The sequence below is a fragment of the Tardiphaga sp. 862_B3_N4_1 genome, from assembly GCF_051811085.1.
In the GTDB taxonomy this organism is placed as follows: domain Bacteria; phylum Pseudomonadota; class Alphaproteobacteria; order Rhizobiales; family Xanthobacteraceae; genus Tardiphaga; species Tardiphaga robiniae.
In genome coordinates this window covers 3491659-3518076 of sequence record NZ_JBPWQB010000001.1, presented here as the reverse complement: position 1 = coordinate 3518076, position 26418 = coordinate 3491659, and the positions used below count along the sequence as shown (strand labels likewise).

25 protein-coding genes are annotated in these 26418 nt (G+C 61.3%); 15 read left to right on the top strand and 10 right to left on the bottom strand.

Annotation, left to right across the window (positions count from 1 at the left end; all coding sequences use genetic code 11):
* The first annotated feature begins 172 nt into the window (after positions 1-172).
* A complete protein-coding gene (locus tag AB8B02_RS16805; protein ID WP_439064502.1) occupies positions 173-742 on the top strand; it encodes a DUF4865 family protein in 570 nt (189 codons plus the stop codon).
* Here AB8B02_RS16805 and AB8B02_RS16800 read toward each other — a convergent pair.
* Positions 739-1596, bottom strand: coding sequence for a LysR family transcriptional regulator (locus tag AB8B02_RS16800; protein WP_068735591.1), 858 nt, complete (start codon positions 1594-1596; stop codon positions 739-741). The genes AB8B02_RS16805 and AB8B02_RS16800 overlap by 4 nt on opposite strands.
* A gap of 158 nt (positions 1597-1754) precedes the next feature.
* On the opposite strand from AB8B02_RS16800, the gene AB8B02_RS16795 reads away from it, so the two are divergent.
* The gene (locus AB8B02_RS16795; RefSeq protein WP_439064501.1) at positions 1755-3299 is read left to right on the top strand and encodes an MFS transporter; all 1545 of its coding nucleotides are present in this window, start codon (positions 1755-1757) and stop codon (positions 3297-3299) included.
* Between the two features lie 53 nt (positions 3300-3352).
* On the opposite strand, the gene AB8B02_RS16790 is transcribed toward AB8B02_RS16795, so the two are convergent.
* Both AB8B02_RS16790 and AB8B02_RS16785 read right to left on the bottom strand, forming a co-directional pair.
* Positions 3353-5257, bottom strand: coding sequence for a hypothetical protein (locus AB8B02_RS16790; protein WP_439064666.1), 1905 nt, complete (start codon positions 5255-5257; stop codon positions 3353-3355).
* A gap of 134 nt (positions 5258-5391) precedes the next feature.
* Positions 5392-6468 (bottom strand): lysylphosphatidylglycerol synthase transmembrane domain-containing protein, encoded by a 1077-nt coding sequence (locus tag AB8B02_RS16785; protein ID WP_175366570.1) that lies wholly within the window; start codon positions 6466-6468, stop codon positions 5392-5394.
* A gap of 402 nt (positions 6469-6870) precedes the next feature.
* On the opposite strand from AB8B02_RS16785, the gene AB8B02_RS16780 reads away from it, so the two are divergent.
* Entirely contained in the window at positions 6871-7377 is a 507-nt protein-coding gene (locus AB8B02_RS16780; RefSeq protein ID WP_068735594.1) for a YciE/YciF ferroxidase family protein, read from the top strand.
* A 74-nt stretch (positions 7378-7451) separates the two neighbouring features.
* Here AB8B02_RS16780 and AB8B02_RS16775 read toward each other — a convergent pair whose 3' ends face one another.
* A complete protein-coding gene (locus AB8B02_RS16775) occupies positions 7452-7886 on the bottom strand; it encodes a hypothetical protein (protein WP_089265199.1) in 435 nt (144 codons plus the stop codon).
* A 70-nt stretch (positions 7887-7956) separates the two neighbouring features.
* On the opposite strand from AB8B02_RS16775, the gene AB8B02_RS16770 reads away from it, so the two are divergent.
* Both AB8B02_RS16770 and AB8B02_RS16765 read left to right on the top strand, forming a co-directional pair.
* Positions 7957-8571, top strand: coding sequence for a hypothetical protein (locus AB8B02_RS16770; protein ID WP_439064500.1), 615 nt, complete (start codon positions 7957-7959; stop codon positions 8569-8571).
* 122 nt (positions 8572-8693) lie between these two features.
* Positions 8694-9566 carry a hypothetical protein gene (locus tag AB8B02_RS16765; protein WP_439064499.1) on the top strand — a complete coding sequence of 291 codons (873 nt, stop codon included), beginning with the start codon at positions 8694-8696 and terminating at the stop codon, positions 9564-9566.
* Between the two features lie 63 nt (positions 9567-9629).
* Here AB8B02_RS16765 and AB8B02_RS16760 read toward each other — a convergent pair whose 3' ends face one another.
* On the bottom strand, positions 9630-10055 hold the full coding sequence (locus AB8B02_RS16760) for a universal stress protein (protein WP_439064498.1): 426 nt from the start codon (positions 10053-10055) through the stop codon (positions 9630-9632).
* A 58-nt stretch (positions 10056-10113) separates the two neighbouring features.
* Positions 10114-10650 (bottom strand): SixA phosphatase family protein, encoded by a 537-nt coding sequence (locus tag AB8B02_RS16755; RefSeq protein WP_439064497.1) that lies wholly within the window; start codon positions 10648-10650, stop codon positions 10114-10116.
* A 135-nt stretch (positions 10651-10785) separates the two neighbouring features.
* On the opposite strand from AB8B02_RS16755, the gene AB8B02_RS16750 reads away from it, so the two are divergent.
* From AB8B02_RS16750 to AB8B02_RS16705, 10 genes are all read left to right on the top strand, one after another.
* A complete protein-coding gene (locus AB8B02_RS16750; RefSeq protein WP_439064496.1) occupies positions 10786-12159 on the top strand; it encodes an NAD(P)/FAD-dependent oxidoreductase in 1374 nt (457 codons plus the stop codon).
* Between the two features lie 129 nt (positions 12160-12288).
* A complete protein-coding gene (gene msrB / locus AB8B02_RS16745) occupies positions 12289-12795 on the top strand; it encodes a peptide-methionine (R)-S-oxide reductase MsrB (protein ID WP_320445018.1) in 507 nt (168 codons plus the stop codon).
* Between the two features lie 217 nt (positions 12796-13012).
* A complete protein-coding gene (locus AB8B02_RS16740; RefSeq protein WP_175366566.1) occupies positions 13013-14869 on the top strand; it encodes a flagellar hook-basal body complex protein in 1857 nt (618 codons plus the stop codon).
* Between the two features lie 57 nt (positions 14870-14926).
* Entirely contained in the window at positions 14927-16828 is a 1902-nt protein-coding gene (gene flgK, locus AB8B02_RS16735; protein ID WP_439064495.1) for a flagellar hook-associated protein FlgK, read from the top strand.
* 7 nt (positions 16829-16835) lie between these two features.
* Positions 16836-18458, top strand: coding sequence for a flagellar biosynthesis protein FlgL (locus AB8B02_RS16730; protein ID WP_439064494.1), 1623 nt, complete (start codon positions 16836-16838; stop codon positions 18456-18458).
* Positions 18459-18740: 282 nt separating this feature from the next.
* On the top strand, positions 18741-20330 hold the full coding sequence (locus AB8B02_RS16725; protein WP_439064493.1) for a flagellin N-terminal helical domain-containing protein: 1590 nt from the start codon (positions 18741-18743) through the stop codon (positions 20328-20330).
* Positions 20331-20707: 377 nt separating this feature from the next.
* Positions 20708-22306: a flagellin N-terminal helical domain-containing protein gene (locus AB8B02_RS16720; protein WP_439064492.1), complete on the top strand. Its 1599-nt coding sequence runs from the start codon at positions 20708-20710 to the stop codon at positions 22304-22306.
* Positions 22307-22561: 255 nt separating this feature from the next.
* A complete protein-coding gene (gene flbT / locus AB8B02_RS16715; protein WP_089265190.1) occupies positions 22562-22939 on the top strand; it encodes a flagellar biosynthesis repressor FlbT in 378 nt (125 codons plus the stop codon).
* A gap of 3 nt (positions 22940-22942) precedes the next feature.
* Positions 22943-23308, top strand: a complete 366-nt coding sequence (flaF, locus tag AB8B02_RS16710) for a flagellar biosynthesis regulator FlaF (RefSeq protein WP_439064491.1) — start codon at positions 22943-22945, stop codon at positions 23306-23308.
* Between the two features lie 93 nt (positions 23309-23401).
* Positions 23402-23761: a hypothetical protein gene (locus AB8B02_RS16705; RefSeq protein ID WP_068735624.1), complete on the top strand. Its 360-nt coding sequence runs from the start codon at positions 23402-23404 to the stop codon at positions 23759-23761.
* Positions 23762-23769: 8 nt separating this feature from the next.
* On the opposite strand, the gene AB8B02_RS16700 is transcribed toward AB8B02_RS16705, so the two are convergent.
* From AB8B02_RS16700 to AB8B02_RS16685, 4 genes are all read right to left on the bottom strand, one after another.
* The gene (locus AB8B02_RS16700) at positions 23770-24156 is read right to left on the bottom strand and encodes a hypothetical protein (protein ID WP_175366561.1); all 387 of its coding nucleotides are present in this window, start codon (positions 24154-24156) and stop codon (positions 23770-23772) included.
* Between the two features lie 164 nt (positions 24157-24320).
* The gene (locus tag AB8B02_RS16695) at positions 24321-24815 is read right to left on the bottom strand and encodes a hypothetical protein (protein ID WP_175366560.1); all 495 of its coding nucleotides are present in this window, start codon (positions 24813-24815) and stop codon (positions 24321-24323) included.
* Between the two features lie 17 nt (positions 24816-24832).
* Positions 24833-25180, bottom strand: coding sequence for a flagellar assembly peptidoglycan hydrolase FlgJ (gene flgJ / locus AB8B02_RS16690; RefSeq protein ID WP_439064490.1), 348 nt, complete (start codon positions 25178-25180; stop codon positions 24833-24835).
* Complete coding sequence (locus AB8B02_RS16685; protein WP_089265184.1) at positions 25180-26304, bottom strand: flagellar basal body P-ring protein FlgI; 1125 nt, start codon at positions 26302-26304, stop codon at positions 25180-25182. Before AB8B02_RS16685 ends, flgJ begins: the two co-directional genes overlap by 1 nt.
* Between the last annotated feature and the right edge of the window lie 114 nt (positions 26305-26418).

The following is a 26418-nucleotide window of genomic DNA, read 5'->3' as shown; positions in this document are numbered from 1 at the left end:
TCGTTGCCAATTCAACCGTGGCGCGCCAGCTTCCAACGTTGCTTGTCGGCTCTCTCCGGATTCATTTGAATACCGGATCATAGAAATATGATTCCACGTCTGTTCTTCGCGGCCCGTCGATCGATATCGTGCATCGCTTCAATGACAATGGCTGCTGAAGGAGCCCATCACGATGATCGTTGCGCATTACGAGCATCGCTTGCCCGCCGACTATGATCTCGGCTTGATCCGCTCACGCGCACAGGAGCGTGGGCCGCTCTGGGATGCAAAGCCGGAGCTCTATTTCAAGGGATTTCTCTTGCGAGAGAGCGGGCGCTTCGGTGCAATGACGTCTAGCTATTCCTCGCTTTATCTGTGGCGGCACGACGAGGCGTTTCGCGATTTTCTCGTGAACGGCGGATACAAGATCGTCGTCGATATGTTCGGTCGGGCGCGGATCGAAACACGCGTTGCCCTCGATGCCCGGAAGGGGGCTGGACGGGAGGCGCGCTTTGCTTATCGGCAAGATATCGCCATACCGCCCGACGCCGATCTTGAAACAACGATAAGAGGGGAGATCGAGCGCAACGCGGATCTCTCGGTTCGCGCCGGAATTGTTGCAGCCGTGATCGGATTGGATGCCGAGAAGTGGGTCTTCACCCGCGTCCTGCTCTCGGAGAATGAATGCACCGATGCTGGCGCTTGCTACCAGATCCTGCATCTGGCGCAGCCGCTGCTGGATCGCCTTCCATACGCTACCTAGCTCGTATGCGCGCGGTGTTCGCGGAACGCAGCCGCGAGGGTTCGCAGCGCTTGGCGAGACTGCATATCCGACAGTGTCGAGAGAAGTACGATTTCCGACGACGCCAGCGGTGGCAGGCCAAACTTCTGGCTGACTTCGATGGTGCCGGCCGGTGCAAGCCGGCAGGAGAAAACCGCCGTGGCGAGGCCGGCCGAGACAGCGTCCGACACGACTGAAGAGCCGCCACCGAGAAACACCTCCGTCCATGCGATGCCGGCCGCGTCCAGCGCATGAATGGCAACGTCGTGCACGCCACATACTGGCGTTAGCGCCGCCAGTCGCAATGCCTCGCCCGGCCGGTGCACAAAGCCTGGTGCTGCGAACCAGCCGAAATGCTCGGGTGCAAGCACTTCGCCGTCGCGTCGGTCATCCTCACGCCGGACGATGGCCGCATCGATTTCGCCGCGGTCGAATGCGTCCAGCAAATTGCGTGAATTATCGAGGCGAACCTCGATCGTGAGCGTGGGGTCATGGGCATTCAGGCGAGCCAGCAGCGTCGGAACCTCCGGCCCGGCCACATGGGCCGCAATGCCGAGTGCGAAACGGCGACGGGTCGCAGACAACGCTGCGACAGCGCGATCATGCGCGGCCAGGAAGTCGCGGGCTGAATCGACGAATAGCGCGCCTTGCGCCGAGAGGCGCACCATTCGCGGGGTTCGTTCGATCAATTTATGGCCGAGGCGGTCTTCCAGCCGCTTCAGCTTCACGCTGATCGCGCCCTGCGTCGTGCCGAGCGCTTCCGCCGCGCGGGTGAAGCTCTGAAGATTGGCGATGGTCACGAATGCCTGCACGGCATCCACGTCCAGGGCGCTCATTTGAATTATCCAGATTTGTTGTCTCTGAAATAATCAATCATCCAATTCTGAAATGGTCAACCTCTGCCTATGTTGCGTTCATCACAACGCGGACCGGGTGGACCTCGTCCTCTGTCGTCGGGCTTCACTGTGGCGCGTTATTATCCCGAAAGGCTCCCATGCTCTCCGAATCGACACGACAAAGCACATTGGCTTTGGCGGCTGCCTGTCTCACCTCCCTGATGTTCGGTCTGGAGATTTCCAGCATTCCCGCGGTCCTGCCAACACTGGAGCGGGTGCTTCATGCCGATTTCAAACAGCTCCAATGGGTCATGAATGCATATACGATCGCGGTGACGACGGTGCTGATGGCAACCGGCACGCTCGCGGATCGCTATGGGCGCAAGTGCGTCTATCTGATTGCGATCGTCGCGTTTGCCGCTGCATCGCTGCTTTGCGGCCTGACCGAAAATATATTGGTGCTGATCGTTGCCAGATTTCTCCAGGGCATGAGCGGCGGGGCGATGCTGATCTGCCAGGTCGCGGTGCTATCCCATCAATTTCCGGAAGGGCGGCAACGCGCCGTTGCATTCGGCTGGTGGGGGATCATCTTTGGCATCGGTCTGGGCTTCGGCCCGATCATCGGTGGTGCGATCGTGGCTTTGTCGAGCTGGGAATGGGCCTTCCTCATCCATGTCCCGCTTGCCGTGATCGCCCTGATCCTCGCCGGGAGCGGAGTTCGCGAGTCGCGCGATCCGGAGGCCAGCAGCCTTGATCTTGCAGGGATCATCACGCTCTCGCTTGCAGTCTTCTGCCTCGCATTCTTCATTACGCAAGGCCCGGATATCGGCTTCGACAGCTGGACGGCGTTTGCGGTCGTCGGCGTGTTCGCTGCAAGCCTGATCGGCTTTGTCTTCGCCGAGCGTTTCAGCCCGAGGCCGATGTTCGACTTCACCGTCTTTCGGATCCGTAATTTTTCCGGCGCGCTGGTCGGCTCGATGGCCATGAACTTCAGCTTCTGGCCGTTCATGATCTATCTGCCGATCTATTTCCAGGCAGGGTTGGGTTATAGCAGCGTCGGCGCCGGACTGTCGCTTCTGGCCTATACGTTGCCGACGCTGGTCGTGCCGCCGGTGGCCGAACGGCTCGTGCTACGTTTCCATCCGGGTCTGGTCATCCCGCTCGGCCTGTTCACGATCGGAGCGGGGTTCTTCGCCATGAAGATCGGCAGCTCGGTCGCGCATGCGAGCTGGCTGACGATGCTGCCGGGATGCGTCCTTGCCGGCATCGGATTGGGGCTGACCAATACGCCCGTGACCAACACGACGACCGGATCGGTGCCGCAGGAACGCGCGGGCATGGCGTCAGGCATCGATATGAGCGCCCGCATGATTGCGCTTGCCATCAACATCGCGCTCATGGGCCTCATTCTCGTCGAGGGAGTTCGTGCGTCTTTGAAGGCCGCGCTGCCGAGCGGTACCAGTGCCGAGCTCTTACGCTCGCTGGCAGAAAGCGTCGCCGCCGGCACGGCGCTCGCGTCCGAATACAATCCCGGCGGAGCCGTCATTCAAGACGCCCTGACCCAAGGGTTCGGCTGGGTCATGCTCTATGGCGGAATGAGCGTGTGGATTCTCGCGGGCATCAGCTTTGTTGTCTTCGGCCATGGACTGCCGAGACGCGCGCCACATGGTCAAAGCTGTGTCGAAGGCGACGGTCGGGCGTAGTCCGGACCGCTTTCCTTCTGCCGGGACCTCGATGGATAGCTGAGCTGATCGTCCTATCGCGCGGCCGGCTGCAGCACCATCGGTGCCAGTGGCTCCTGCGTGACATCAGCTTCCGCGCCCAGCCGCAATACGCTCGCCGCTGCCGGCACGACGGCATCGGCCATTGCTGCATGACCTTCGCCGGTGGGATGGATCGCACCGCCATAGACGGCGGAGAGAATGCCCCAGGTCGCGTCATGGATATCGGCCGGCTGGATCGCCGCCGAATAGCCCTGCGGATAGGTCATCGCCGCGAAGTAGCTGTCATTGGCGTCGCGGATCCAGCGGCCACGCGGCAAATAGGGGCGGAATTCGCTGGCGCCGCGACCGCACACCATCGGCTGCGCCGCCGCTTCGACGAGACTGGTCTCGAAGCTGTCGCCCTTGGGCGAGAAGCAGGCGCGATCGAATTCGGGATCGGATGAGGAGCGTGCGCAGAAGCCGTGATTGGCGAAACTCGCCTGATGCTGATCGACGAAGGTCATGCGGTCGGCTTCGGGATTGCGGCACAGTACGCCGCCCTGGCACAGTGCGATGGACTTCAGTTGCGGCAGGAATTCGGACTCGACGAAATTCGCGACATTGGCCAGCCGCTGCGGATCGGCTGAGAATGACGGATGCACGTCGAAGCCGGCCGGGCCGCCGGGGCAGGGTGCGCCATTGGCGAAAGTCGGGTTGGCGTAAGCGGCAAACACCACGCGCGACATGTCTCCGCCGAGCAGCGGCTTCAGGGCTTCCCGCACCTTGCCGAAGCTGGAGGGCAGTTCGCGGACCAGCGCGCTGCGGGAGTCCTCGACCGAGCCTAGGATGCCGCCGCGCTTGAACAGCGCGCGTTCGGTGGCGTTCTCGACGATGACGTCGGCAACGAGCCCGGAGAAGTTGATGTCGTTGGCGCCGATCGACAGCAGCACGAGATCGAGCCGGCGAGCCGGCTGACGGCGCTTGGCGGCAGCGATGGCTTCGCGCAGTTCGGCGATCTGCGCGTTGACGCTGCCCGCACAGGTGCTCGCATTCTTCGTGGTGAGGCACTCACGCGCGCGCTGGCCACCCAGCAATCCTTCGGCGATGGTCGCGCCGGAACAGGCCAGCGGCAGATAGGTGACGGCGATGTGCGGATACTGCACGGCGAGCGCCAGCGCGGCGCGGGTCTGGTAGCTATAGAGCGAGCGGTGGCACGCGGCGTTGAACCACTGCGCGCCCGCGCGCTGCCAGGCCTGCAGCGACTCATAGGAGTCGCAGGAACGGCCGCCTTTGAAGCCGGCGCGGCTCGGCCGATAGAACTGCCCGCTGGGGCCGCCGAGATAAGAGCGGAAGCAGAAGCCGTCATCGGACAGCGCGACCGGACGATCGGGATTGCCTTCGCCCGATGCAATGGAATCGCCGAGGCCCGCAATCAGGATGTCGCGCACGGCGATGTCGGCGCTGACCCGCACAGGCGCCTCGGCGCCGCTGGTGACCTCCACGGCCGCGACCGTGCGGCGACCATAGATGGCGCGGAAATTGATCGGCTCGGCGCAGTCGAGGGTGGATTGACGCGGGCCTTCGCCGTCCTCGAAGGTCCAGGCGCAGATCGCACCGACCGGCACTTCGCCGGTGAGGCGGACGGTGATCGGGTGCTCGGTCGGCGTCAGGTAGCTTTCCTTGACGGTGTCACGGGTGCAGGGCTCGCTGACCTTTCCGGCCAGATCGATGCACAGCCGGTTGACGGTGTTGCGCGCCCAGCCGCGGCCATCGCTCTGCACGCCCAAAGCCTGTTCGGCACCCAGCACGCTGCGGTTGCGCATGGCGTCGACATGGAGCTGGAAGTCACGTTCTTCGCGGAACAGTCGAAAGCGGTTGCGCACTTCCCAGGAAATCTGGATCGAACTGTTGGCCACGCCCTGCGCGGCGGCCGGTTCAACCGGCAGCGCGCCCAGCATGCCGAGCAGCAAGGCGAAGTTGATCAATGAACGTCTGAAATAAATGGGGGCCATGGCGGTGTTGAACGTCACGTATGGGGCGGAAGTAAGAAATCGATTGGCCGGACGCGCGATGTGGCGCGCCCGCGACTGATTCAACCCTGTGACTGACGCTTCAATGGCTGCTCATGCACCACGACCGGGGCGGGCTCGGTCTCGCGACGTTCATTGCGGTCATCCAGGCGGCGCCTGTGCCATGGCTGGATGACACTGAGCCAGATTTCGCGGGTGCCCATGATGCAGATCGAGATGGCGAACGGGATCATGAAATACAGGATCCGGAACATGACCACAGTGGCGACCAGCTCCTCCTGGCGGAACTGCGGCAGCGCCACCAGCAAGGCTGCGTCGAACACGCCAAGGCTGCCCGGCGCATGGCTGGCGAAGCCCAGCAGGGTGGCCAGGATGAACACCACAGCCAGTGAGACGAAATCGATATAGGGCTGATCTGGCATCAGCAGATACATAGCCAGCGCGCAGAAGCCGAGATCGACAACGCCGATGGCGATCTGCAGCAGCGTCAACTGGGCGGAGGGCAGGACGACCTTCCAGCCGTTCTGACCGAGCTCGCGGCGTTGCTTGCCGATCGACAGCCAGATCAGATAGCCGATGATGCCGGCCAGACAGCCGAACCCGATCAGCCGATTGATGGCATTGGGCAGGAGATCGATGGCCGAGGCGGCCTGCGGATGCCAGACCATGCCGATGCCCAGCACGAACAGATTGCCAAGCCAGAAAGTCAGTCCGGAGATGAAGCAGATCTTGGCGACGTCAATGGCATTCAATCCGTAGTCCGAATAGATACGGAAGCGGATGGCGCCCCCTGTGAACACGGTGGCCCCGATATTGTGGCCGATGGTGTAGCTGGTGAAGCCCGACAGCGCCGCGATCCGATACGGCACATGTTTCTTGCCGATCGTTCTGAGCGCGAAGTAATCGTAGAAGGTGAGGGTGCAGAAGGCGCCGATCACGCACAGCGTCGCCATGGCGATTTGCATCGTCGATTTTGCGGCCATCGCCGCCAGGATCTTGGCGGTATCGAGGCCCTTCAGCGTATGCACCAGATGGGAGATGGCGAGGGCGATGACGATCAGGCTTGCGACAACACCCAGCCGTTTCCAGCCGACGTGTTGCTTGAAGCCGCGCCCGAGCGCGGTCAGCAATCGTTGCATTCGTCCTCCCGGCGGAGCGCGAACAGGTGGAAAGCCGATCGGGGTAACAGGCGGCAAGCGGCGACCAATTCACTCATACGCGAAGTTCACTCATCAAGCCCAAACCCTTACGGCAAAAACGTTTCGTTGTGCAGTCCTTGACAGCGCCAGCGTTAATACCGCGCCGCAAGGTCGCCACATACCCGCGCCGGCTGCAAAGCCCTGACCCTGCACGACAATCGCACAGACAATTCCGAGCCATTCGTCCCGCATTTCATATAGGCGGGCAAGTCGAATGTTCCATGCGGCAAATCAAGACGGTCCCGGAACACGTCCCAATATCGATGGTTACCGGCCTATCGCAACCGAGCGGGACAATGCGCCGCAGCGGCCACCCCGTTCCAGAACACCGGGATTGAAACGATGGGACTGTTCACCAAGGACATCAAGACGATGGATGACCTGTTTGTGCACCAGCTGCAGGACATTTATTACGCGGAGAAGCAGCTTCTGAAGGCGCTGCCGAAAATGGCTGACAAGGCTGCAGAACCACTGTTGAAGCAGGCTTTCAAGACGCATTTGCAAGAAACCGAAGTGCATGTGCAGCGGCTTGAGCAGGTCTTCGCCATGCACGGCGCCGAGGTGAAGGCGGTTACCTGCCCGGCAATCGACGGTATCATCAAGGAAGCCGACGAGACCGCCGGGGAAGTCGAGGACAAGAAGGTACTCGACGCCGCGCTGATCAATGCGGCTCAGGCCGCCGAGCACTACGAGATCGCGCGTTACGGCAGCCTGATCGCGTGGGCGCGCCAGCTTGGCCGCAACGATTGCGCGGCCGTGCTGCAGAAGACGCTCGATGAGGAAAAGACCACCGACAAGAAGCTGACGTCATTGGCCGAAGGCAAGGTCAATATGCGCGCCGCAAGCTGATCGCGGTACCAGCGATCACACGGCACAGAACAATCGCGCGGGCGAAAGCCTGCGCGATTTTTTTTGGGCTTCGCCTATGCCTTTCGCAGCGCAAAATGGGCGCCGCAGAACGCCATGACGCCGCCGAGGCCGAGGGCGGCAAGACTGGCCAGAACACCCGATGCCGTCGGTATAGCGTTGGGCGCCGAGGCCGCCTGACCGGCGCCGGCCAGAAACAGCACGCCAATGGTGATCAGAAACTGCCGCATGCGCTGCGGGATGCGACCGGATGCTGCGCTGTGCAGCAGGTTAGCGGTCACATAGCCGCCGACAAAGGCCATCGCCGCGATCAGCCACCAGGCGAAGGCGGATCCGATCGGCATGAAATTGTCGGGATCGTTGCGCCAGAGGCCACCGAGGTCGAGGCCGAATCGCTGGCCGAGCATGTGTACGGCCAGCGCCAGCAGCAATCCTGAAATCATCGCGCCGGCCAGAATCAGGCGGCGCGGAAAAGTGGTCGTCTCGGCCATGGCAAGCTTGTAAGGGACATGCAGGCGATCGCGCAAGCAAGCGAGATCGAACAGCGCAGGGGACTTCTGTTTGCTCAAGACCCTCTTCAGGCGCAGAGACGCATCGTCTGCCGCAGAAGCGGCAGGGCCGGGGCACACCTATGCCTACAAGGCCTCCCTGATTGGCGCCGCGCATCGTTATGAATTGACCGATGAAGGTTTGTTATGGCGCACAGGTCGTCGCTCTGGTGTCTGGGCCTATGCGGATATCGCGGCGATCCGGCTGTCCTATCGGCCGATGGGTATGCAGCACCGCCGCTTTCGCGCCGATATCGATCATGCCGACGGTCGTCACATCACGATCTTCTCGACGTCGAAACAAACCGTCGCGCTGATGGAGCCGCAGTCGGGCTTCAGCGCGTTTATCCTGGAGCTGCATCGCCGCCTCGCTGTGGCAGGTAGTCTGGCCAAGCTCAGCTCCGGCCTGCGACCAGGCATCTACACAATGATTGTCGCGGCACTGGCCTTTGTCGGTCTCGCAATGACCGCGCTGCTCCTGCGTGCACTGTTCACCGGGGAGTTTGCCGGCGTGGTCTTTATCATTGGCTTCGCAATATTCTTCGGCTGGCAGATCAGCGGCTTCATCCGCCGCAACAAGCCGCGCAACTACACATTCGACAGTGTGCCGGCCGAGCTGTTGTCGTAGAAATGGTTCCTCTGCAAGAAGCGCGCATCGCGCGCGCTTTTCCGCGGGAGTATGCATCGAAATTCTTGTTGCATTTAATCTGGCTGTAGCGCATTTATGATTATACTTTAGGTTGTATTTTCTTGTTGATCGTTGTTTTGAACTGGCCGGGGGGCAAAATGATAGTTCAAAAAATGGGACTTTTCGTGTGCTTTATATCAATCGGAGCCATGCTGGGGTGCACAGATTTCCGCGGAAGAATTGCTCCTCATTTCTCTATGGAGCAAGTCGTCGACAATGTGGAATGCGAGTTGCAGGAAGCCTTATCTAAGTACAAGGCAGATTATCCTTGGCTCCATCATTGGGCTGCAAGCTTCACCATTACGTTGAAGAGAGAAGATCGAGGCAGTTTCGGTCCGAAGGTTGATTATCTCAACCCTGATGTCTTCGGAATTGGTGCTTCCGGCGAATTTGTCATTGATGGAATCAAAACACTCACAACAAAGCGAACGCTGCTGTTAAGAGATCTGCCGCGGTACGTTTGCAAGAAGGAAGCGTTCGGCTCGATTATGACAGGCCGACTCGGACTAATTGAATCGCTTGGTGATTCGTTGCGGGAACGAGGATCGGACGATGTTATCGGGGTGGAGCCGGATGACCTCGGATATAGAATTGATTTTTCCATAAAGGCTGGAGGCGGCATTTCCCCATCGTGGATACTGACGCGCATTCCAGGTGCAGGCTTCAATATGGGGGCTTCAAGCGAGACGACCCATATACTCGATATTGCTTTTTCCGATGCAACTCCCAAGAGGCCTATGCTAGTCGAGGTGACAAATTTTCCTCGCGGTGGAGTAAGTGCACCCGCTTCGGACTATGTGCCGAAAGTACGTCAAGGACGTTCCGGTTCACCACCAGCAATCACTTACCGCGGCGGTGTTTCGCTCGACACCCGACAGAGACTAGACTCGACGTTGCAGCGTCTTCAATTGGAAACGCTATTGCCAAGACGGTGACATGTCGAGCAACTGAGTTTGCTTTTGACGGCACGACCAAAAGTGGTGAAAGAGAGGGTTGTCCTAAGGCCGTACCACCAGCACCGAACATTTCGCATAGCGCACCACATGGCCGGCATTGGAGCCGAGAAAGTAAGTGCGCATCGCCGGGCGGTGCGAGGTCATCACAATGAGATCGGCCTTGATCGCCGAGGCTTCTTCGAGAATCTCGTGATAGATGCCGCCCTGTCGCACCACGCTGGAGACGCGGCTGCTGTCGATGCCGCAATCGCGTGCCACCGCAGCAAGAGCGGCCTGCGCCGATTCTAGTTGCTGAGTATCGAAATCCGCCGGGACATATTCGGCCAGCATCACCGGGGTCATCGGCATTATGTTGAGCAGCCGGACGGTGGCACCGAAGGTTTGCGACAGCGTCGCGGCCTGGGCAATCGCGGGTTTGGCCACATCGGTTTCGGCCAGATCGATCGGGACCAGAATGGATTTGTACATGCGCACCTCCATCGTCGTCCGGAGAAGGATAGCACAAACCGGTTCCGATGGGCGCGGCTTATTCGCCCGCGGCGCCCTTCAGCAGTTTCGGACTGACGAATTGCACGAGTTTTCCATCGCGGAAGGCAACGTCGTTCCAGTCCTCGATGGGAAAGTCGATCACCACGATGCTGCCGGTCGGCAGATTGTCGGCGACGGCTTTCCTGCCTGCGGCATCGCCGCTGCCAATCAGGCTGAGCGCCATTTCATGCAGGCCGGGATTGTGGCCGACCAGCATCAGCTGCTCTGGATCTTCCACGGCTGCGCCGCGGATCACCGCCAGCAATTCGGAGAGGCCGGCGCCATAGAGTTCATCGAGGCTGGCGACTATCGGTTTCGCCGCCGGCATCGCCGCGGCCACGAGGCTCCAGGTCTGCTGCGCGCGTACCGCCGTGGAGACGCAGACCAGATCGGGCAGGGGCGGATTTCTGCTGAGCCAGGCGCCCATGAGAGCCGCATCCAGCCGGCCGCGGTCATCCAGCCTGCGATCGAAATCCTTGCCGCTCGGCGCGTCCGTTTCAGTCTTGGCGTGACGCAGCAGCAGTAAACGGCGCATGGCGCGATCTCGATTCGGCAAGAGGTAGTAGCGAGGCGGGCGGCGCGGTCGCGCCAGACGTCAGGTCTGCGGATTAATGGACATGAACCGTGAGGACAAGGTGACAAGCGCCCCACCTGTCCGTAAGAAAACGTTATGACCGCCCCTTCCGCAAGCGTGACATTTGGACCTGAGGTCGCCGACGCCGACCGCGCGCGGCTGACCTTCAGCCTCGATGTCGATGTCTGCGTGGTCGGGGCCGGGCTCGCCGGGCTCAGTATTGCGCTGGAAGCGGCTCGTCTGGGTGCAAGCGTCGCGGTGCTCGAAGGACGTTATGTCGGCTGGAACGCGTCCGGCAACCAGTTGGGAACCGTGATGCCGGGCTTTGGCCTGCCGCTCGCCGATCTGATTGCGCGTGTTGGCCTGGAGGACGCTCGTGAGTTGTGGGCGCTGTCGAAGCAGGGCGCAGAGTATGTCCGGACCCAGGCATCAGACGACCTGATCCCCGGTCTCGGCCTGTCCGAGGGGGCGCTGGAAGTCTCCAATGTCGATGTCGGCGATCGCCTGATCGCACGCCTGCAGATGCTCGGCGAAGATTTCGATACTGAAGTGGACGGCTGGCAGATCGACCGCGTCCGCGATGTGCTGAAAACGAAACGCTACTTTCACGGCGTGCACTATCCGAAGGCGTTCCAGATCGATGGCCGCAAATATCTGCTGGGTCTCGCAGCGCTGGCAAAACAGGCCGGTGTGCGGATCTTCGAGGACACGCCGGTGGTCAGCATCGATGCCGGCGGCATCCGCAAGCGCATCGTAACGCCGTCAGCGCGGATGCGTGCCACACACATCGTGCTGGCCGGCAACATCCATCTCGGTGCGCCTGCCCAAAAGCTGTCGGACACGCTGTTGCCGATGTGGCGCTATGCAGGCATCACCGAACCGCTTGGTGAGCGTCTCGCCGAGGCGGTGACGTTTCAGGGCTCGGTGAGTGACAGCGACGGCGTCGACCATTTCCGTATTGTCGATGGCGATCGGCTGATGTGGTCGAGCCCGGAAACGACATGGGCCGGGCAGCCGGAGCGCTATGCCGGCGCCATCGCGCGGCGCATTCGCACCGTGTTTCCGGCGCTGGGCAAGGTTGCCGTGGCCGAGACCTTCGGCGGCGCGCTCGGCCAGACCGTGCACGGCATGCCGCAGATCGGGCAACTCCGTCAGGGATTGTGGGTCGCCAGCGGCTTCAGCCATCGGGGCCTGAACACGACGGCCATGGCCGGGCAACTGATCGCCCGTGGCATGTATGCCTATGACGATCGCTTCAAGCTGTTCGCGCCGTTCGAACTGGTCTGGGCTGGTGGCACGACCGGGCGGGCCGTCGGCTACGCGGTCGGGCTATGGGAGCGGCAGGGCTCGGCGCTGGCCGGTACGCTGGCGCGGTATCGCGAACGGGCCCGGGCGCGGGAGCGGATCCGTGAGGCCCGGCTGGCCGAGGCCAATCTGCGCGCGGGAACGCGGGGCCCGCGGCCGGGCTAGGCCGATCCGCCCGGTTTGGGCGCGCAACAAAACGTGAGTAATATTTCGGAACCGGCGTGTAACTTCCGGCTCGTCCGCCCGTATTTCAAGCGAACGAGATGATTGTCTCGATTGTCAGGGAGACCAACCATGATCGACCGCCGCTTTCTTTTGACGACCGCTGCTGGCCTGGGAGGATTGCTGTCGCTGAAATGGCTGACGGCTTCGTCGGCGCGGGCTGCCTCGGACGAGAAGTTCGAAGTCATGAAGACCGATGAGGAATGGCGCAAGCAGCTGACGCCGCAGCAATACGAGATCCTGCGCAAGGAAGGCACCGAGCGGCCGTATTCGAGTCCGCTGAACAAGGAAAAGCGCAAGGGCACCTTCGCCTGCGCCGGCTGCGACAATCCGCTGTTCTCGTCGGAGACCAAGTTCGAGAGCGGTACCGGCTGGCCGAGCTTCTGGCAGCCACTGCAGAATGCCGTGGGCGAGCGCAAGGATTCGACGCTCGGCATGGTCCGCACCGAGATCCATTGCCGTCGCTGCGGTGGCCATCTTGGTCACGTCTTCGATGACGGCCCGAAGCCGACCGGCCTGCGCTACTGCATGGACGGCTTCGCGATGATCTTCAAACCGGCCGCGCCGTCGGCGACCTGAGCAACTACGCAGAACCCGGCGAAATCAGGCGCCGATCCGGCAATTATTTCCCTGCTAGGCAATTGTGCCCCGGTCCATGGACCGGGGTTCTTTTTTTAGTGCGTTGAATTCGTTGAATTTATCCCCTTGGCACGGGGCTTGCGACATCTCCTCCGACAGCGGCTGTGAATTTGGCACCATCCGGCGGGCCGCCCGGATCGAAGTTGGAGACGATGTAATGGGTATCTTCGGCGCTCTCACCACGTCCGTTGCGGGCCTGCGGGCGAACTCCTATGCGCTGGAAAACATTTCCGGCAACATCGCGAACTCGCAGACCACCGCCTTCAAGCGGATCGATACCAGCTTCCTCGACCTCATTCCCGATGCCGGCACATCCGCGCAGGTGGCTGGCAGCGTGACGGCGCAATCGCGCAGCACCAACACCATCGCGGGTTCGGTGCAGTCGTCTTCGGTGGCGACTTACATGGCCATCAACGGCGACGGTTTCTTTGCGGTGCAGAAGCCGGGCAACGTCTCCGACTCCACGCCGATCTTTGACGGTGTCAACAAATACACCCGTCGCGGCGACTTCTCGCTCGACAAGAACGGCTATCTCGTCAACGGCGCAGGCTACTATCTGCAGGGCGTCAAGATCGATCCCTCGACCGGCAACCCGGCCGGCAGTACGCCGGAAGTGCTGCGCTTCCAGAATGACTTCCTGCCGTCGCAGGCCACCACCAAGATCGACTACCGCGCCAACCTCGCCAGCTATCCGCTGACCACCAAGCATCAGACGTCGGTGCCCGGTTCCGAATTGCTGCGATCGGCCGACTTCGTGTCGAACCCGCGCGTGCTGGGCACTGCGGCAACGCCCTTCGGGAATACGGCTGTTCCCGGCAACGCGCGCAACAATTTCGCGACGACGCCGGCGCCGATCTCGGCGAATACCAAACTCGCGCCCGTATCCGGCAGCGATACGCTGCCGGTCGGCTTTGCCAACGGCGATACGCTCGTGCTGAAGACCACCAGTGCCGGTGTCACCACGACCAAGACGCTTTCGTTCTACACGGGCGCCGTTGCTCCTGCGGCTGTACCAGGCACGACCTTTATCCCTATCGATACGGCCACTGTCGGCGACGTGCTCACCGCCATCGACACCGCGACCGGCAATGCGTCGCCGCTATCGAGCGTGTCCGCCACCGGCGTGATCACGTTGAACTCCGGTACGGCGAACGACTTTACGCTGGCGGCAGGTTCGACGACCACGGCGGTCGCCGCATTCCAGGCCCTGGGTTTCACCGGCACCGTTACCGGCCTTCGTTCGGGCGGCGGCACGGCGGGCACCGGCGTCGTGATCGGCAGTGACTCCCAGACCTTCCTCGATGAATCGATCAGCGGTGGCGCCAAGACGGTCTATGATGGCAACGGTGCACCGGTCAGCCTGCAATTCAGGTGGGCGAAGGTCGAGTCCGCCACGCAGGGCGGAACGGATACCTGGAACCTGTTCTACCAGACCGATCCAGCGGCCACGGGTGCAAGCCCTGCCTGGCAGAATGTCGGCACCGACTTCAAGTTCGGCCCGAACGGCCAGATGCAGCCCGTTGTCGGCCAGATCACGCTGACCGGCCTGACCGTCAGCGGCAAGAGCCTTGGCAATGTCACCATGGCGTTCGGCACGGGCGGTCTCACGCAATTCGCCGACACCAACGGCAACGTCCAGGTCAATCAGCTTGAGCAGGACGGTTATGCTGCGGGTCAGCTCCAGAGCGTATCGGTCAGCAACGAAGGACGTGTGGTCGGCAGCTACTCCAACGGCCGCAACATCGATCTTGCCGAAGTCAGCATTGCCACCTTCAACGGCGCCAACTTCCTCAAGCGCATCGATGGCGGCGCGTTCGAGACCACCAACGAATCCGGCGAGGCGCTGTACGGCAAGGGTGGCAGTATTTCCGGCTCGTCGCTGGAGTCGTCGAACACCGACATCGCCGACGAATTCACCAAGCTCATCGTCACCCAGCAGGCCTATTCGGCCAATACCAAGGTGATCACGACCACCAACACCATGGTTCAGGATCTGCTGAACGTGATGCGTTAATCGCAAGGCCGCATCTGCGGCCTTCTTCCCGCGTGAACCTTGAGAGCGACAGTTAGTATGAGTCTGAACGACGCACTCTCCATCGCCATGTCCGGCCTGCGCGCCAATCAGGCCGCGATGTCGCTGGTCTCCTCGAATGTGGCCAATGCGGAAACGCCTGGCTACATTCGTAAATCGACGGATCAGGTCGCAGTCAATTCCGGCAACGGCAGCAGCGTCCGCACCGTCGGCGTCAATCGCGAACTCGATCAGTACATCCAGGCGCAGCTCCGCACCGAAACGTCGGGCGCGGGCTATGCCTCGCTCCGTTCGAGCTTCCTGCAGCAGATGCAGAGCCTCTATGGCGATCCTGGTTCAGTCGGCTCGCTCGAATATTCCTTCAACGCCCTGACGACGGCAGTGCAGGCGCTGTCCACGAGCGCCGACAGTCAGTCGGCGCGGATCGGCGTGCTCAACGCCGCGCAGACACTTGCGCAGCAATTGAATTCGATGACGCAGGGCATTCAGAACCTGCGCAGCTCGGCGGAAAACGGCATCAAGGATTCCGTGACGACCGCCAACACGTTGATGAAGCAGATTGCCAAGATCAACAATCAGTTGACGGCCAATCCGCAAGGCGGAACATCGACGGATTCCAACACCGCCGCGCTGCTCGATCAGCGCGATCAATACGTCACGCAGCTGTCGCAGCTGATGGATATTCGCGTCACCACCAATGGCGCCAATCAGGTCACCATCTTCACCGGTTCCGGTGTGCAGCTGGTGGGCAACGAAGCGGCGACACTGGCGTTTAATGCCCAAGGCACAGTATCGGCCGGCACGACGTGGAGCGCGGATCCCAGCAAGAGCAATCTCGGCTCGGTGGTGATCGAATTTCCGAACGGCGGATCGATCGACCTGACTGCTGCCGGCGCTATCAAGTCGGGCACGATCGCCGCATATACCGAACTTCGCGACAAGACGCTTGTCGAGGCGCAGAACCAGCTCGATCAGTTCGCAGCATCGATCTCGAGCGCGCTCTCGGACAAGACGACGGCGGGAAGCGTGTTCCCGGCACCGACGGTGCCGCCGACGACGCTGCCGCCGGGAACGCCGACCGGCTTCACGCTCGACGTATCGCAAATGAAGCCGGGCAATGTCATTCACTTCACGTATACGGATACGGCGACTAACACGCAGCGCGAAATTTCGTTCATGCGAGTCGATGATCCCAGCGTGCTGCCGCTGCCGAACACGGCAACAACCAATCCGAATGATACCGTCATCGGCCTCGATTTTTCTTCTGGCTTCGGCTCGGTTCTGAATCAGTTGAACGCGGCGCTTGGCGGCCAGGCTACGTTCTCCGGCACGGCTGGCGCGCTCACCGTCGTCAATAATCCCGCATTCGCCAACATCAACGCGGCGTCGGTGACGGTCACGCAAGGTCCCACCGATTTGAGCAACGGGAGCCCGGAGCTGGCGTTGTTCACCGACAACGGTGCCGCCTATAGCGGCGGCATCAGCAAGAACGGTTCGCAGATGGCCGGTCTCGCCGGCCGGCTGACGATCAACAATGCGATCGTCGCCGACCCGTCCAAGCTGGTGGTTTATAGCGGGTCGACGGCAGCAGGCGACACGACGCGGTCGGCCCTCCTGCTCAACCAGTTGAACAATGCCAGTTTCACTTACTCGCCGGCGACGGGAACGGGCAGTGATACGGCACCGTTCAAGGGGACGCTGTCGAGCTATATGCGCCAGTTCGTCGGGCAACAGGGCGCTGCGGCGGATTCCGCCAAGCAACTCGCGGATGGCCAGAACGTCGTTCTCAATACACTCGACAAGAAGATGGCAGACGCGTCCGGCGTGAATATGGATGACGAGATGGCGCATCTGCTGTCGTTGCAGAACGCCTATTCGGCCAATGCGCGCGTGATGTCGACGGTCAACGAATTGTACAAAACCCTGATGCAGGCATTCTGAGGTAATCATGACGATCAGCGGTGTCGGCTCACGCACATCCTATATCGGATCCGGAATTACCAATCTGCGCGATCAGCTCGACGCGCTGACGCAGCAGCTGTCGAGCGGCAAGATTTCCAACACCTATGCAGGGCAGGGCAGCGGTCGCAGTCTCGCGATCGCGCTGCGCGCGCAGATCAGCAATGTTGCGGCCTATGCCGATACTGCCGTCAATCTGAACACGCGCATCGGCGTCGCAAATCTGTCGCTGCAGCGGCTGGTGGCGATCGGATCCGATGTGAAAGGCGCCGCGGTCAGCGCTGGCGGCAATTTCGACAATACCGGTCAGACGCCAGGGCAGAAGACGGCGTCGCTCGGCTTCTTCGATTCCGTCGATATGCTGAATGCGCGGTCGGGCGACCGCTACCTGTTCTCCGGCCGCGCCACCGATACGGCGCCGGTCGCGCCGGCCGATCAGATCATGAATGGCAATGGTGCGCTCGTCGCCGGCCTCAAGCAGGTGATCGCCGAGCGCAAGACGGCTGATCTCGGTGTCAACGCAAACGGGCGCGTTGGCAGCGCAGTCGGAACCCCGGTGACCTCGGTGGTGATTTCCGAAGAAGACGCGACGCCAGCCCCACCGCTGGAAGCTCAGCCCTTCGGTATGAAGGTCACTGGCGTGTCTACCACGATCGCCGGTGCCACCGTCACCCAGCCGGTCGATCTGCCAGCGACCATCCCGCCTGCGCTGCCGGCGACGCCCGTGGCGAAATCGATGTCGGTCGATCTCGGGGCGACCAATCCGAATGTCGGCGATCAGGTGAAGTTCACTTTCACGATGCCGGATGGCACGAAGGAAGACATCGTTCTGACGGCGTCGGACCAGACGCCGCTGCCGGCCAATTCGTTCCTGATCGATCCCGGTCAGCCGAACGCTGTTCCGCCGGTGGCGCCGTCATCGACGGTCACCGCAGCGAATCTCAATGCCGTGCTCGGCACAGCCATGAAGGATCTCGCCAACGGGCCGATGGTGGCGGCATCCGCGATCGAGGCCGGCGACAACTTCTTCGACCAGCCGCCGCTGCGCGTCGGCTCGACGCCGCTCGGCTCTGCGACCACGCTCGTTGCCGGCACGGCCGACAATACCGTGATCTGGTATCAGGGCGAGCAGAACACGGCCGCCAACGGCTCGGCCCGCGGATCGGCGGTCTCCCAGGTCGATACATCGATCAAGGTGCAATATGGCGCGCGCGCCGACGAGCAGGCCCTGCGCGCGCAACTACAGACAGTCGCGGTGTTCGCGGCCGTGGCCGTCGATCCGGCACAACTCAGCAATGCGACCTATGCAAAGAGCGCCAATGCGCAGATCGCGGCGCTGAACCAGCGCGTGGCGCAGAACCTGGCGAATGTCCCCGGTCAGCAGACGATTCAGGACATCCAGGCCGACTTTGCCGGCGCGCAGGCATCGATCAAGTCGACCACGGATCGTCAGGTCCAGACCAAGGCGATGGCCCAGACGATGCTCGACTCCATCGAGGGCATCAATGACGACGAGGTCGCGACCAAAATTCTGGCGCTGCAGACCGCTTTGCAGGCCTCGTATCAGACAACGTCAAATCTTTATCAGATGAGCTTGGTTAAGTTTCTTTAACGGGTAGCTTCGTGTTTACAACTTCACCGGGTTTTGGCCACCTCGCCAAAGTCCGGGAAGCCAACCTCCCAGCTACACAAAAAGCACTGATAACAAATGACAAAGCCCGACTTTCACGAGTTGGGCTTTGTCATTTTCAGGACGCGTGTAGGTAATTAAATACACGCATAAGGAGCATCGAATCCGCGCAGTTCCCTTTACGCAATTTTAGAACCTCAGCGTCATCTTCCCGATACCGACCAAGAAGGTCGTTCGTTGTGTCTACCAGGAAGGTAACCAAACATGTCCGGCATTACACTCTCGGCTTCCGTTCGTCAGAACCTGCTCTCGCTGCAGTCGACCGCGGATCTTCTCTCCACCACCCAGAACCGCCTCGCGACCGGCAATAAGGTCAACTCGGCGCTCGACAATCCCACCAACTTCTTCACCGCGCAGGGCCTGAACAACCGCGCTGGCGACATCAACAACCTGCTCGATGGTATCGGCAACGGCGTGCAGATCCTGCAGGCTGCCAACACCGGCATCACCTCGCTGCAGAAGCTCGTTGACTCCGCCAAGTCGATTGCCAACCAGGCGCTGCAGGCGACCACGGGCTATTCGACGAAGTCTCAGGGCGTCACCGCTGCCGTTACTGGTGCGACCGCCGCCAACCTGCTCGGCCCCACCGGCGCAGCAACGGCGAACACCGTTCAGGGTACCGCTGTTCTCAACGACAACACCGGCACGGCTGTTGCAATCACTGGCGCAACCAAGCTGTCAGGTACAGCTGGCGCCGGCTCGGACAACTTGACGGCAGCGTCGAAGTTTACGACCGCGGATACGATTGTCGTCAACGGCACGACGATCTCCTTCGTCGCTTCCGGCGCGACCGGCAACCAGATCAACATCACCGACGACGTCGATGCACTGTTGGCCAAGATCGACTCGATCACTGGCGGCACCTCTTCGGTCGCCACTGGCCAGATCACCCTCGGCACCGGCACCACGCAGGACCTCGTTGTTTCGGGTTCGGGCTTGGCCAAGCTCGGTTTGGCCGCAGGCACCACCGCGTTGACCCCTGGTACTCCTCCGGCGTTGAGCGGCAAGACTCTGACGATTGGTGCTACTGGTGGCGGCACCGCTACCAACATCACCTTCGGTACCGGTACTGGCCAGGTCAATACGCTTGACCAGTTGAACACCGCCTTGGCGGCGAACAACATGTCGGCGTCTATCAGCACGGATGGCAAGCTTACGTTTACCACGACGAACGATTATGCTTCGTCTACGATTGGTGCGTTCGGTGGTACAGCCGTTGCGGCTGGTGCTGGCCTGTTCGGTGCCTCGATTACCGCCAGTGCTCCAGTGGCCGACGCTAACGCGCAGAACACCCGCGCTGGCTTGGTTGCCCAGTACAACACGGTGATCGATCAGATCAAGACGACCGCGGCCGACTCGTCGTTCAACGGCGTCAACCTGCTCAACGGCGACACCCTTGCCCTGACCTTCAACGAAACCGGCAAGTCCAAGCTGAGCATCGCGGGCGTGACCTTCGATCCGGCTGGCCTCGGTCTGGCGTCGCTGACCAAGGGCACCGACTTCCTCGACAATGCTGCGACCAACAAGCTGCTGACCGGTTTGAACGACGCCAGCTCCAAGCTGCGTTCGCAGGCTTCGGCCTTCGGTTCGAACCTGTCGGTCGTGCAGATGCGTCAGGACTTCTCGAAGCAGATGATCAACGTGCTGCAGACCGGTGCGTCGAGCCTCACGCTCGCCGACACCAACGAGGAAGCCGCCAACAGCCAGGCGCTGTCGACCCGTCAGTCGATCGCCGTCTCCGCGCTGTCGCTGGCCAACCAGTCGCAGCAGGGCGTTCTCCAGCTGCTCCGTTAATTTCGGCGCACTGATCATACGAAAACCAGGCGGCGGGGCAGAAAGCCCCGCCGTTTTTCGTTGTCCGATCGTCGCATGAGGCCCGGAAAGCTCAAGCTTTCCGGGCCTTTGCCGTTTTGGGACAGTTTTACGAAAGCCTTAATCCGCTGTTAACCATATCTTAAATGGTGGTCGGTCATATTCGGCCTGAGTAGGAAGAAGGTAGGCCGAGAATCGGCCGCGTTAATCCGGGCATCGCCGCAAGGCGGACCGAGATTCCTCTTCCAGAAGGGCGTCAAATTCAACCGACAGCATCGCGGCGAGACGGGTCTCGTCAGATGCACCATGCGCTTGCGCGACCTGAAGGTCGACTGCGCGGGGAACAGGAAGGTTTCCATATGTCAGGCATCGTTCTATCGGCTTCGGTTCGCCAGAACCTGCTGTCGTTGCAGTCGACCGCGGACCTCTTGTCCACGACGCAGAACCGTCTTGCGACCGGCAAGAAGGTCAACACCGCGCTCGACAACCCCACGAACTTCTTCACGGCAGCAGGGCTCGACAGCCGCGCCGGCGACATCAACAGCCTGCTCGATGGCATAGGCAACGGCGTGCAGGTGTTGCAGGCGGCCAACACCGGCATCACCTCGCTGCAGAAGCTGGTCGATACCGCGAAATCGATCGCCAACCAGGCGCTGCAGATTCCGGTCGGCTATAACGCCAAGTCGTCGTTCACGACGCCGATCAATCCCGGTGCGACCGCCGACAACCTGTTGGGTACATCCACGAAGACCGACAACACCTATGTCGGCACTGTCGCGAATAACAAGAATGCCGCTGCCATCACCGGCGCCACGGTGCTGTCGGGTCTTGCCGCCACCGACTCGATTGCTACCAGCTTTGCGGCGAACGACACTATCACCGTCAATGGTCAGAGCCTGACCTTCAGAGCTTCGGGCGCGTCGGGCGCCAACGAAATCAACATCACGGACACCGTCGCTACGCTGCTGGGCAAGATCGATGCGCTGTCGGGTGGTGCTGGCTCTGCAGTCAACACGGCAGCGCCCATCGGGGCGATCACGCTGCACACGGGTGCGGCTTCCGATCTGTCGATCACGAGCTCGAACACCGCCGCGCTCGCCGGGCTCGGCCTGGGTACGTCGGTGACCCAGGCGCGGACCTCAGGTCCGACCGCCCTGGGTGGCCCACCGGCGCTGACGCTGACGATTGCGGCGACCAATCCGTCGAGCACCGCGACGAACATCACCTTCGGTACCGCGAGCGGCCAGGTCTCTACCCTGGCGCAGCTCAACGCCGCGCTGGCGCCGAACAACCTGCAAGCCGTCATCGATCCCGCCGGCTTCATGACCATCCAGACGTCCAACGATGCGGCCTCGTCGACCATCGGCGCCATTGGCGGCACAGCCGCGGCCGTCGGCAAGCTGTTCAATGGCCTGGTGCCGAGCACCCCGGTTCAGGACTTCGCGTCGCAGACCTCGCGCGCCAATCTCGTCGCGCAGTACAACAACATCATCGATCAGATCACGACCACGTCGCAGGATGCCTCGTTCAACGGCATCAACCTGCTCGGTGGCGATCAGCTCAAACTGGTGTTCAACGAGACCGGCAAGTCGACGCTCAACATCGCCGGCACGACCCTGACGCCGGCAGGTCTGGGTCTCAGCAAGCTCGCCAAGGGCGCGGACTTCCTCGACAATACCTCGGCGAACAACACGCTGGCAGCGCTCAACATCTCCAGCTCGGTTCTCCGCGCGCAGGCCTCGGCGCTCGGCTCCAACCTGTCGATCGTGCAGATCCGTCAGGAATTCGCCAAGAACCTGATCAACGTGCTGCAGACCGGTTCGTCCAACCTGACGCTGGCCGACACCAACGAGGAAGCTGCGAACAGCCAGGCACTGTCGACCCGGCAGTCGATCGCGGTGTCCGCGCTGGCGCTAGCCAACCAGTCGCAGCAGAGCGTACTCAAGCTGCTCCAGTAAGTCTGGCGGTCGCACCAAGATTATCGAACGGCGGGAGAAATCCCGCCGTTTTTCGTTGGTCGGGGTAGTCAGCGGCGCGTCGCTAGGCATCCTGGCTTTCCCGAGACTGAAGATGCGGCGGCTGAATGCTGGTATTATTCGAATCACAGGCGTATTTTCGGGGTTCCTGGATAGTGCATGCCCGCCCGAAACGTGGCACCAGATACCATTGGCTTTGCATGTGGCCTCACGGCCGCTGCGGGGAAGGAGAGCTGAATGCCTTTGCGAGTCGAACTGAAGCCGGGTGAGCGAATCATCATCGGTCAGAGCGTGATCACCAATTCCGATACGCGCACGGCGTTCCTGATTGATGGCGATGCGCCGATCATGCGTGAAAAGGACATTCTCACGGCAGAGACTGCTACGACACCGGTGAAACGCGTCTATCTCTGCGTACAGATGATGTATCTGGAAAACGATATCCCGGCCTATCAGGAGCTATATCTCGGTTTCATCAAGGAATTGATCGAAGCGGTTCCGAGTTTTCGTGAAACGATCGAGGACGTCAGTAAGCTTATTTTAAGCGGCGCGCTTTACAAAGCACTCAAGGAATTACGTCCGCTAATCAAGCGGGAAGAAGAGTTTTTGAGGTAGCGAATGTCGATCGGTGCTCAAGCATACGCGCGTACTGCGCAGACCACGGCGACACCGAGAGACATCGAAGCCCAAGCCCTTCTGAAAGCAGCGCGCAAGCTTCAGGACGTTGTGGAGAATTGGGAGCATACTGACGCAGGTCTCGACGACGCTCTCCTGTTCAATCGCAAGCTCTGGTCCATCTTCGTCGGCGATGCCATCAATGATCAGAATCCGGAATCGATCGAGATCCGGCAGAATATCGCCAATATCGGCATTTTTGTTCTGACGCAGTGCACCGCGCTTCAGCAGGTCCGCCAGGTCGAACATCTGCAAGCGCTCATCGACATCAACCGCAATATTGCGGCGGGACTGTCCGGTCGCCCGTGAGCGTATCGACACTGTAACTTTAGCTTAATGTTTGGCGCGGCCTAATGGGGCCCGACAGGCGCGGCGATTCGAAGCCGCGTGCGACGAGGCACGATGGCAGACGCACTCAGCATTCTTGCAACGGCTTACAAGACGACCACGCCGGTCACGGCAGGCAAGTATGTGGCGGTGGATGCCGACGCCTACAAAGGCAGTTGGCAGGGCACCTACGCTAATGGAAAGAAGTTCGAGGTCGCGATTTCGCAGGTCGAAGGCTTCCGCGCTCAGGTGAAGTATCAGAGCGAAGGAACGGTGAAGTATCAGCAGGTCCTGATCAAGGACAATTCGTTCCGGGTCGGCGACACCAAGTTCCAAATGACGGCCAACAATAAGGCGACGATCAAGAACGTCGTGACCGATGCCGCCACCGGCAGCACCTATCTCGATACGGCCTTTGCAACGCGCAACGTCTGATCAGCGCATTAGATCCTGCGATCCGTCTCCATACGTCGATTCTGCAGCTTTGCGTCCTGGTTGAGCGTGTCCATGGCGCGCAGATAGGCGCGGGAGCGTAGTCGCGATTCCTCGGGATACTGATCGATCACCTGATTGGACTTCTTGTCCACAGATACGAAGACGATCTCGCCTGCACCCTTGTCGATGATGACTTCCTTGGAGATGCGTTCGCTGTCCATCTGCTGGTAGTTCGCCGCAGAAATGTTCGGCTGCAGTACACGGGGCGCTGCTGACACGGTCTTGTCGGGAGGGAGTTGCGTAGGCACGGCTTCGCGCACCGCTTCTGGTGCGGGTCGTATCACCGGCGTAGCAACCGGCGCCCCCACCGGTTTGATATTGAAGTCGGCACCCATGGCAGCCCTCCTGGCTCCATTCGATAAATCCCGACCCGTTCCCAAACGACATTATGCACCGGACGGCTGAATCCGGTGCTTACTTGCGCGCTGCAATTTAAGTCAAAAGATAGCAATGCCGCGGCGCATCACATGCGCCCGCGGCGGTATGATCGGTTATACGATCAAAGTGACCGACTGACGACAATGGGCGTCATGTTGACCCGGCCCGGCTGAGCCTGCCGACCGGCCGCCGTATAGGTCTGCGGGATATTGCGCTTCTGAACCTCGGCATTGACGCCGCGGACAATGCCTTCCGAAACCGCATGCGCGGTGGCGAGCACGGTCAGATTGACCTGCAGCATCGCACGGAACACGTCATGGTGCTTGCGCAAGGCCGAGAGCAGGTCGGGCGTCGTCTGCGCGAGATATGTCTGGCTGATCTTGAGCAGCGAGATCATCGCAATGTAACGACGCGAAATGTCCGCTTTCGGAGCTTCGAGCTTGATGGCCTCGCGGATATGGCCGTTGCGGACCAGCGTCGTCTCCTGTTCGATGACGGCGAGCAGCTCGTTCATCACCTTCATGAGTTCGTCGGCGAGCTGACGGGCTTCCATCAGCGTTGCGACCGAACGCGGTGCGGCGATCGGGGCGGCTTGCTGGCGTTGCGCATTGTTCATGGCGGTGTCCTCTGCGATCAGCTGGCGCGATTGGCTTGCTGGATGATGAGTGAACGAAAGACTTCGTTGGAGATGCCGACGCCGCCGGCCTTGGCGAAGGACTTCGAATATTCGTCTGTCAGCATCGAGCGCCAGGCACCGGTGCCGGTGGTGTCGCCGAACGGGCCTTCGCCCTTGATGCCTGATGTCATCTGCGAGAACATCGTGTTGATGAACATCGCCTCGAAATCTTCGGACTGCTTGCGCGTCTTGGCCTGAGCTTGCGGCGATACTTTCTGCAGCGCATCGATCAGGTTCTGATCGGGGCGGCCGTTGATGGTCGGGTGCTTGGCCTGATAGGCGGCGACGACGGTGTTGACGTTCATCACATCACCTCGATGTCGGCCTGGATGGCGCCTGCGGCCTTGATGGCCTGCAGGATGCCGATCAGGTCGCGCGGACCGATGCCGAGTCCGTTGAGACCGTCGACGAGCTGCTGCAGCGACACACCGTCTTTCACCAGAGCGAATTTCTTGCCGTCCTCGGTGACGCCGACACGCGTGCTTGGCGTGACGACAGTGCGGCCGTTGGAGAATGCATTGGGCTGGCTGACATTGGCGCTCTCCGAAATCGTCACGGTGAGATTGCCTTGGGCCACGGCGACAGTGGCGACGCGGACGTCGCGGCCCATCACGATGATCCCGGAGCGTTCGTCGATGATGATCTTGGCGGCCAGATCCGGTTCGACCTGCAACTGCTCGATCTCGGTGAGTAGGGCAACAACGTTGCCCTTGAACTCCGGCGGGATCGATAGCTGCACGGTGGAAGGATCGATCGGTTCGGCGGTCTTGGATCCCAGAAAGTCGTTGACGGCGGCGGCAATGCGCTTGGCGGTGGTGAAGTCGGGGTTGCGCAGCGCGAGGCGCACATTGGGCAGGCGGTTCAGCGCGAATTCGATCTCGCGCTCGATAATGGCGCCATTGGCGATGCGGCCAACGGTCGGCACGCCGCGGGTGATGCTGGCGGCAGCGCCTTCGGCGGCAAAGCCATTGATGGCGAGGGAGCCCTGGGCGACGGCGTAGACATTGCCGTCGGCGCCGAGCAGGGGGGTGACCAGCAGGGTGCCGCCGGTCAGGTTCTTGGCATCGCCAAGCGCCGAGACGGTGACGTCCATGCGGGTGCCCTGTGTGCCGAAGGCGGGCAGGTTGCCGGTCACCATGACGGCGGCCACGTTGCCGGTGCGCAGCGTCTGGCCACGAATGTTGACGCCCATGCGTTCCAGCATCGCCTGCAGCGACTGGCGGGTGAACGGGATGTTGTTGAGGGTGTCGCCGGTGCCGTTGAGGCCGACCACGAGGCCGTAGCCGATCAGCTGGTTCTGCCGGACGCCTTCGATATTGGCGAGATCCTTGATTCGCGACGTCGCATGTGCCGACACCGCCTGCACGAGCAGCACGAGCAGCACCGCACAGGCCGTCTGACAGAATCGGATCGAAGGTAGGCTCGGCATCCTCTGCTCCCCGCTGAGGTCTTCACTGGACCGCTCGCCACTCCCATGACGACGATCCAGCCTTCACTATGCGAGTGCCGTGCCAGTGGTGTTTCGTTCTTAAGATGCTGATTT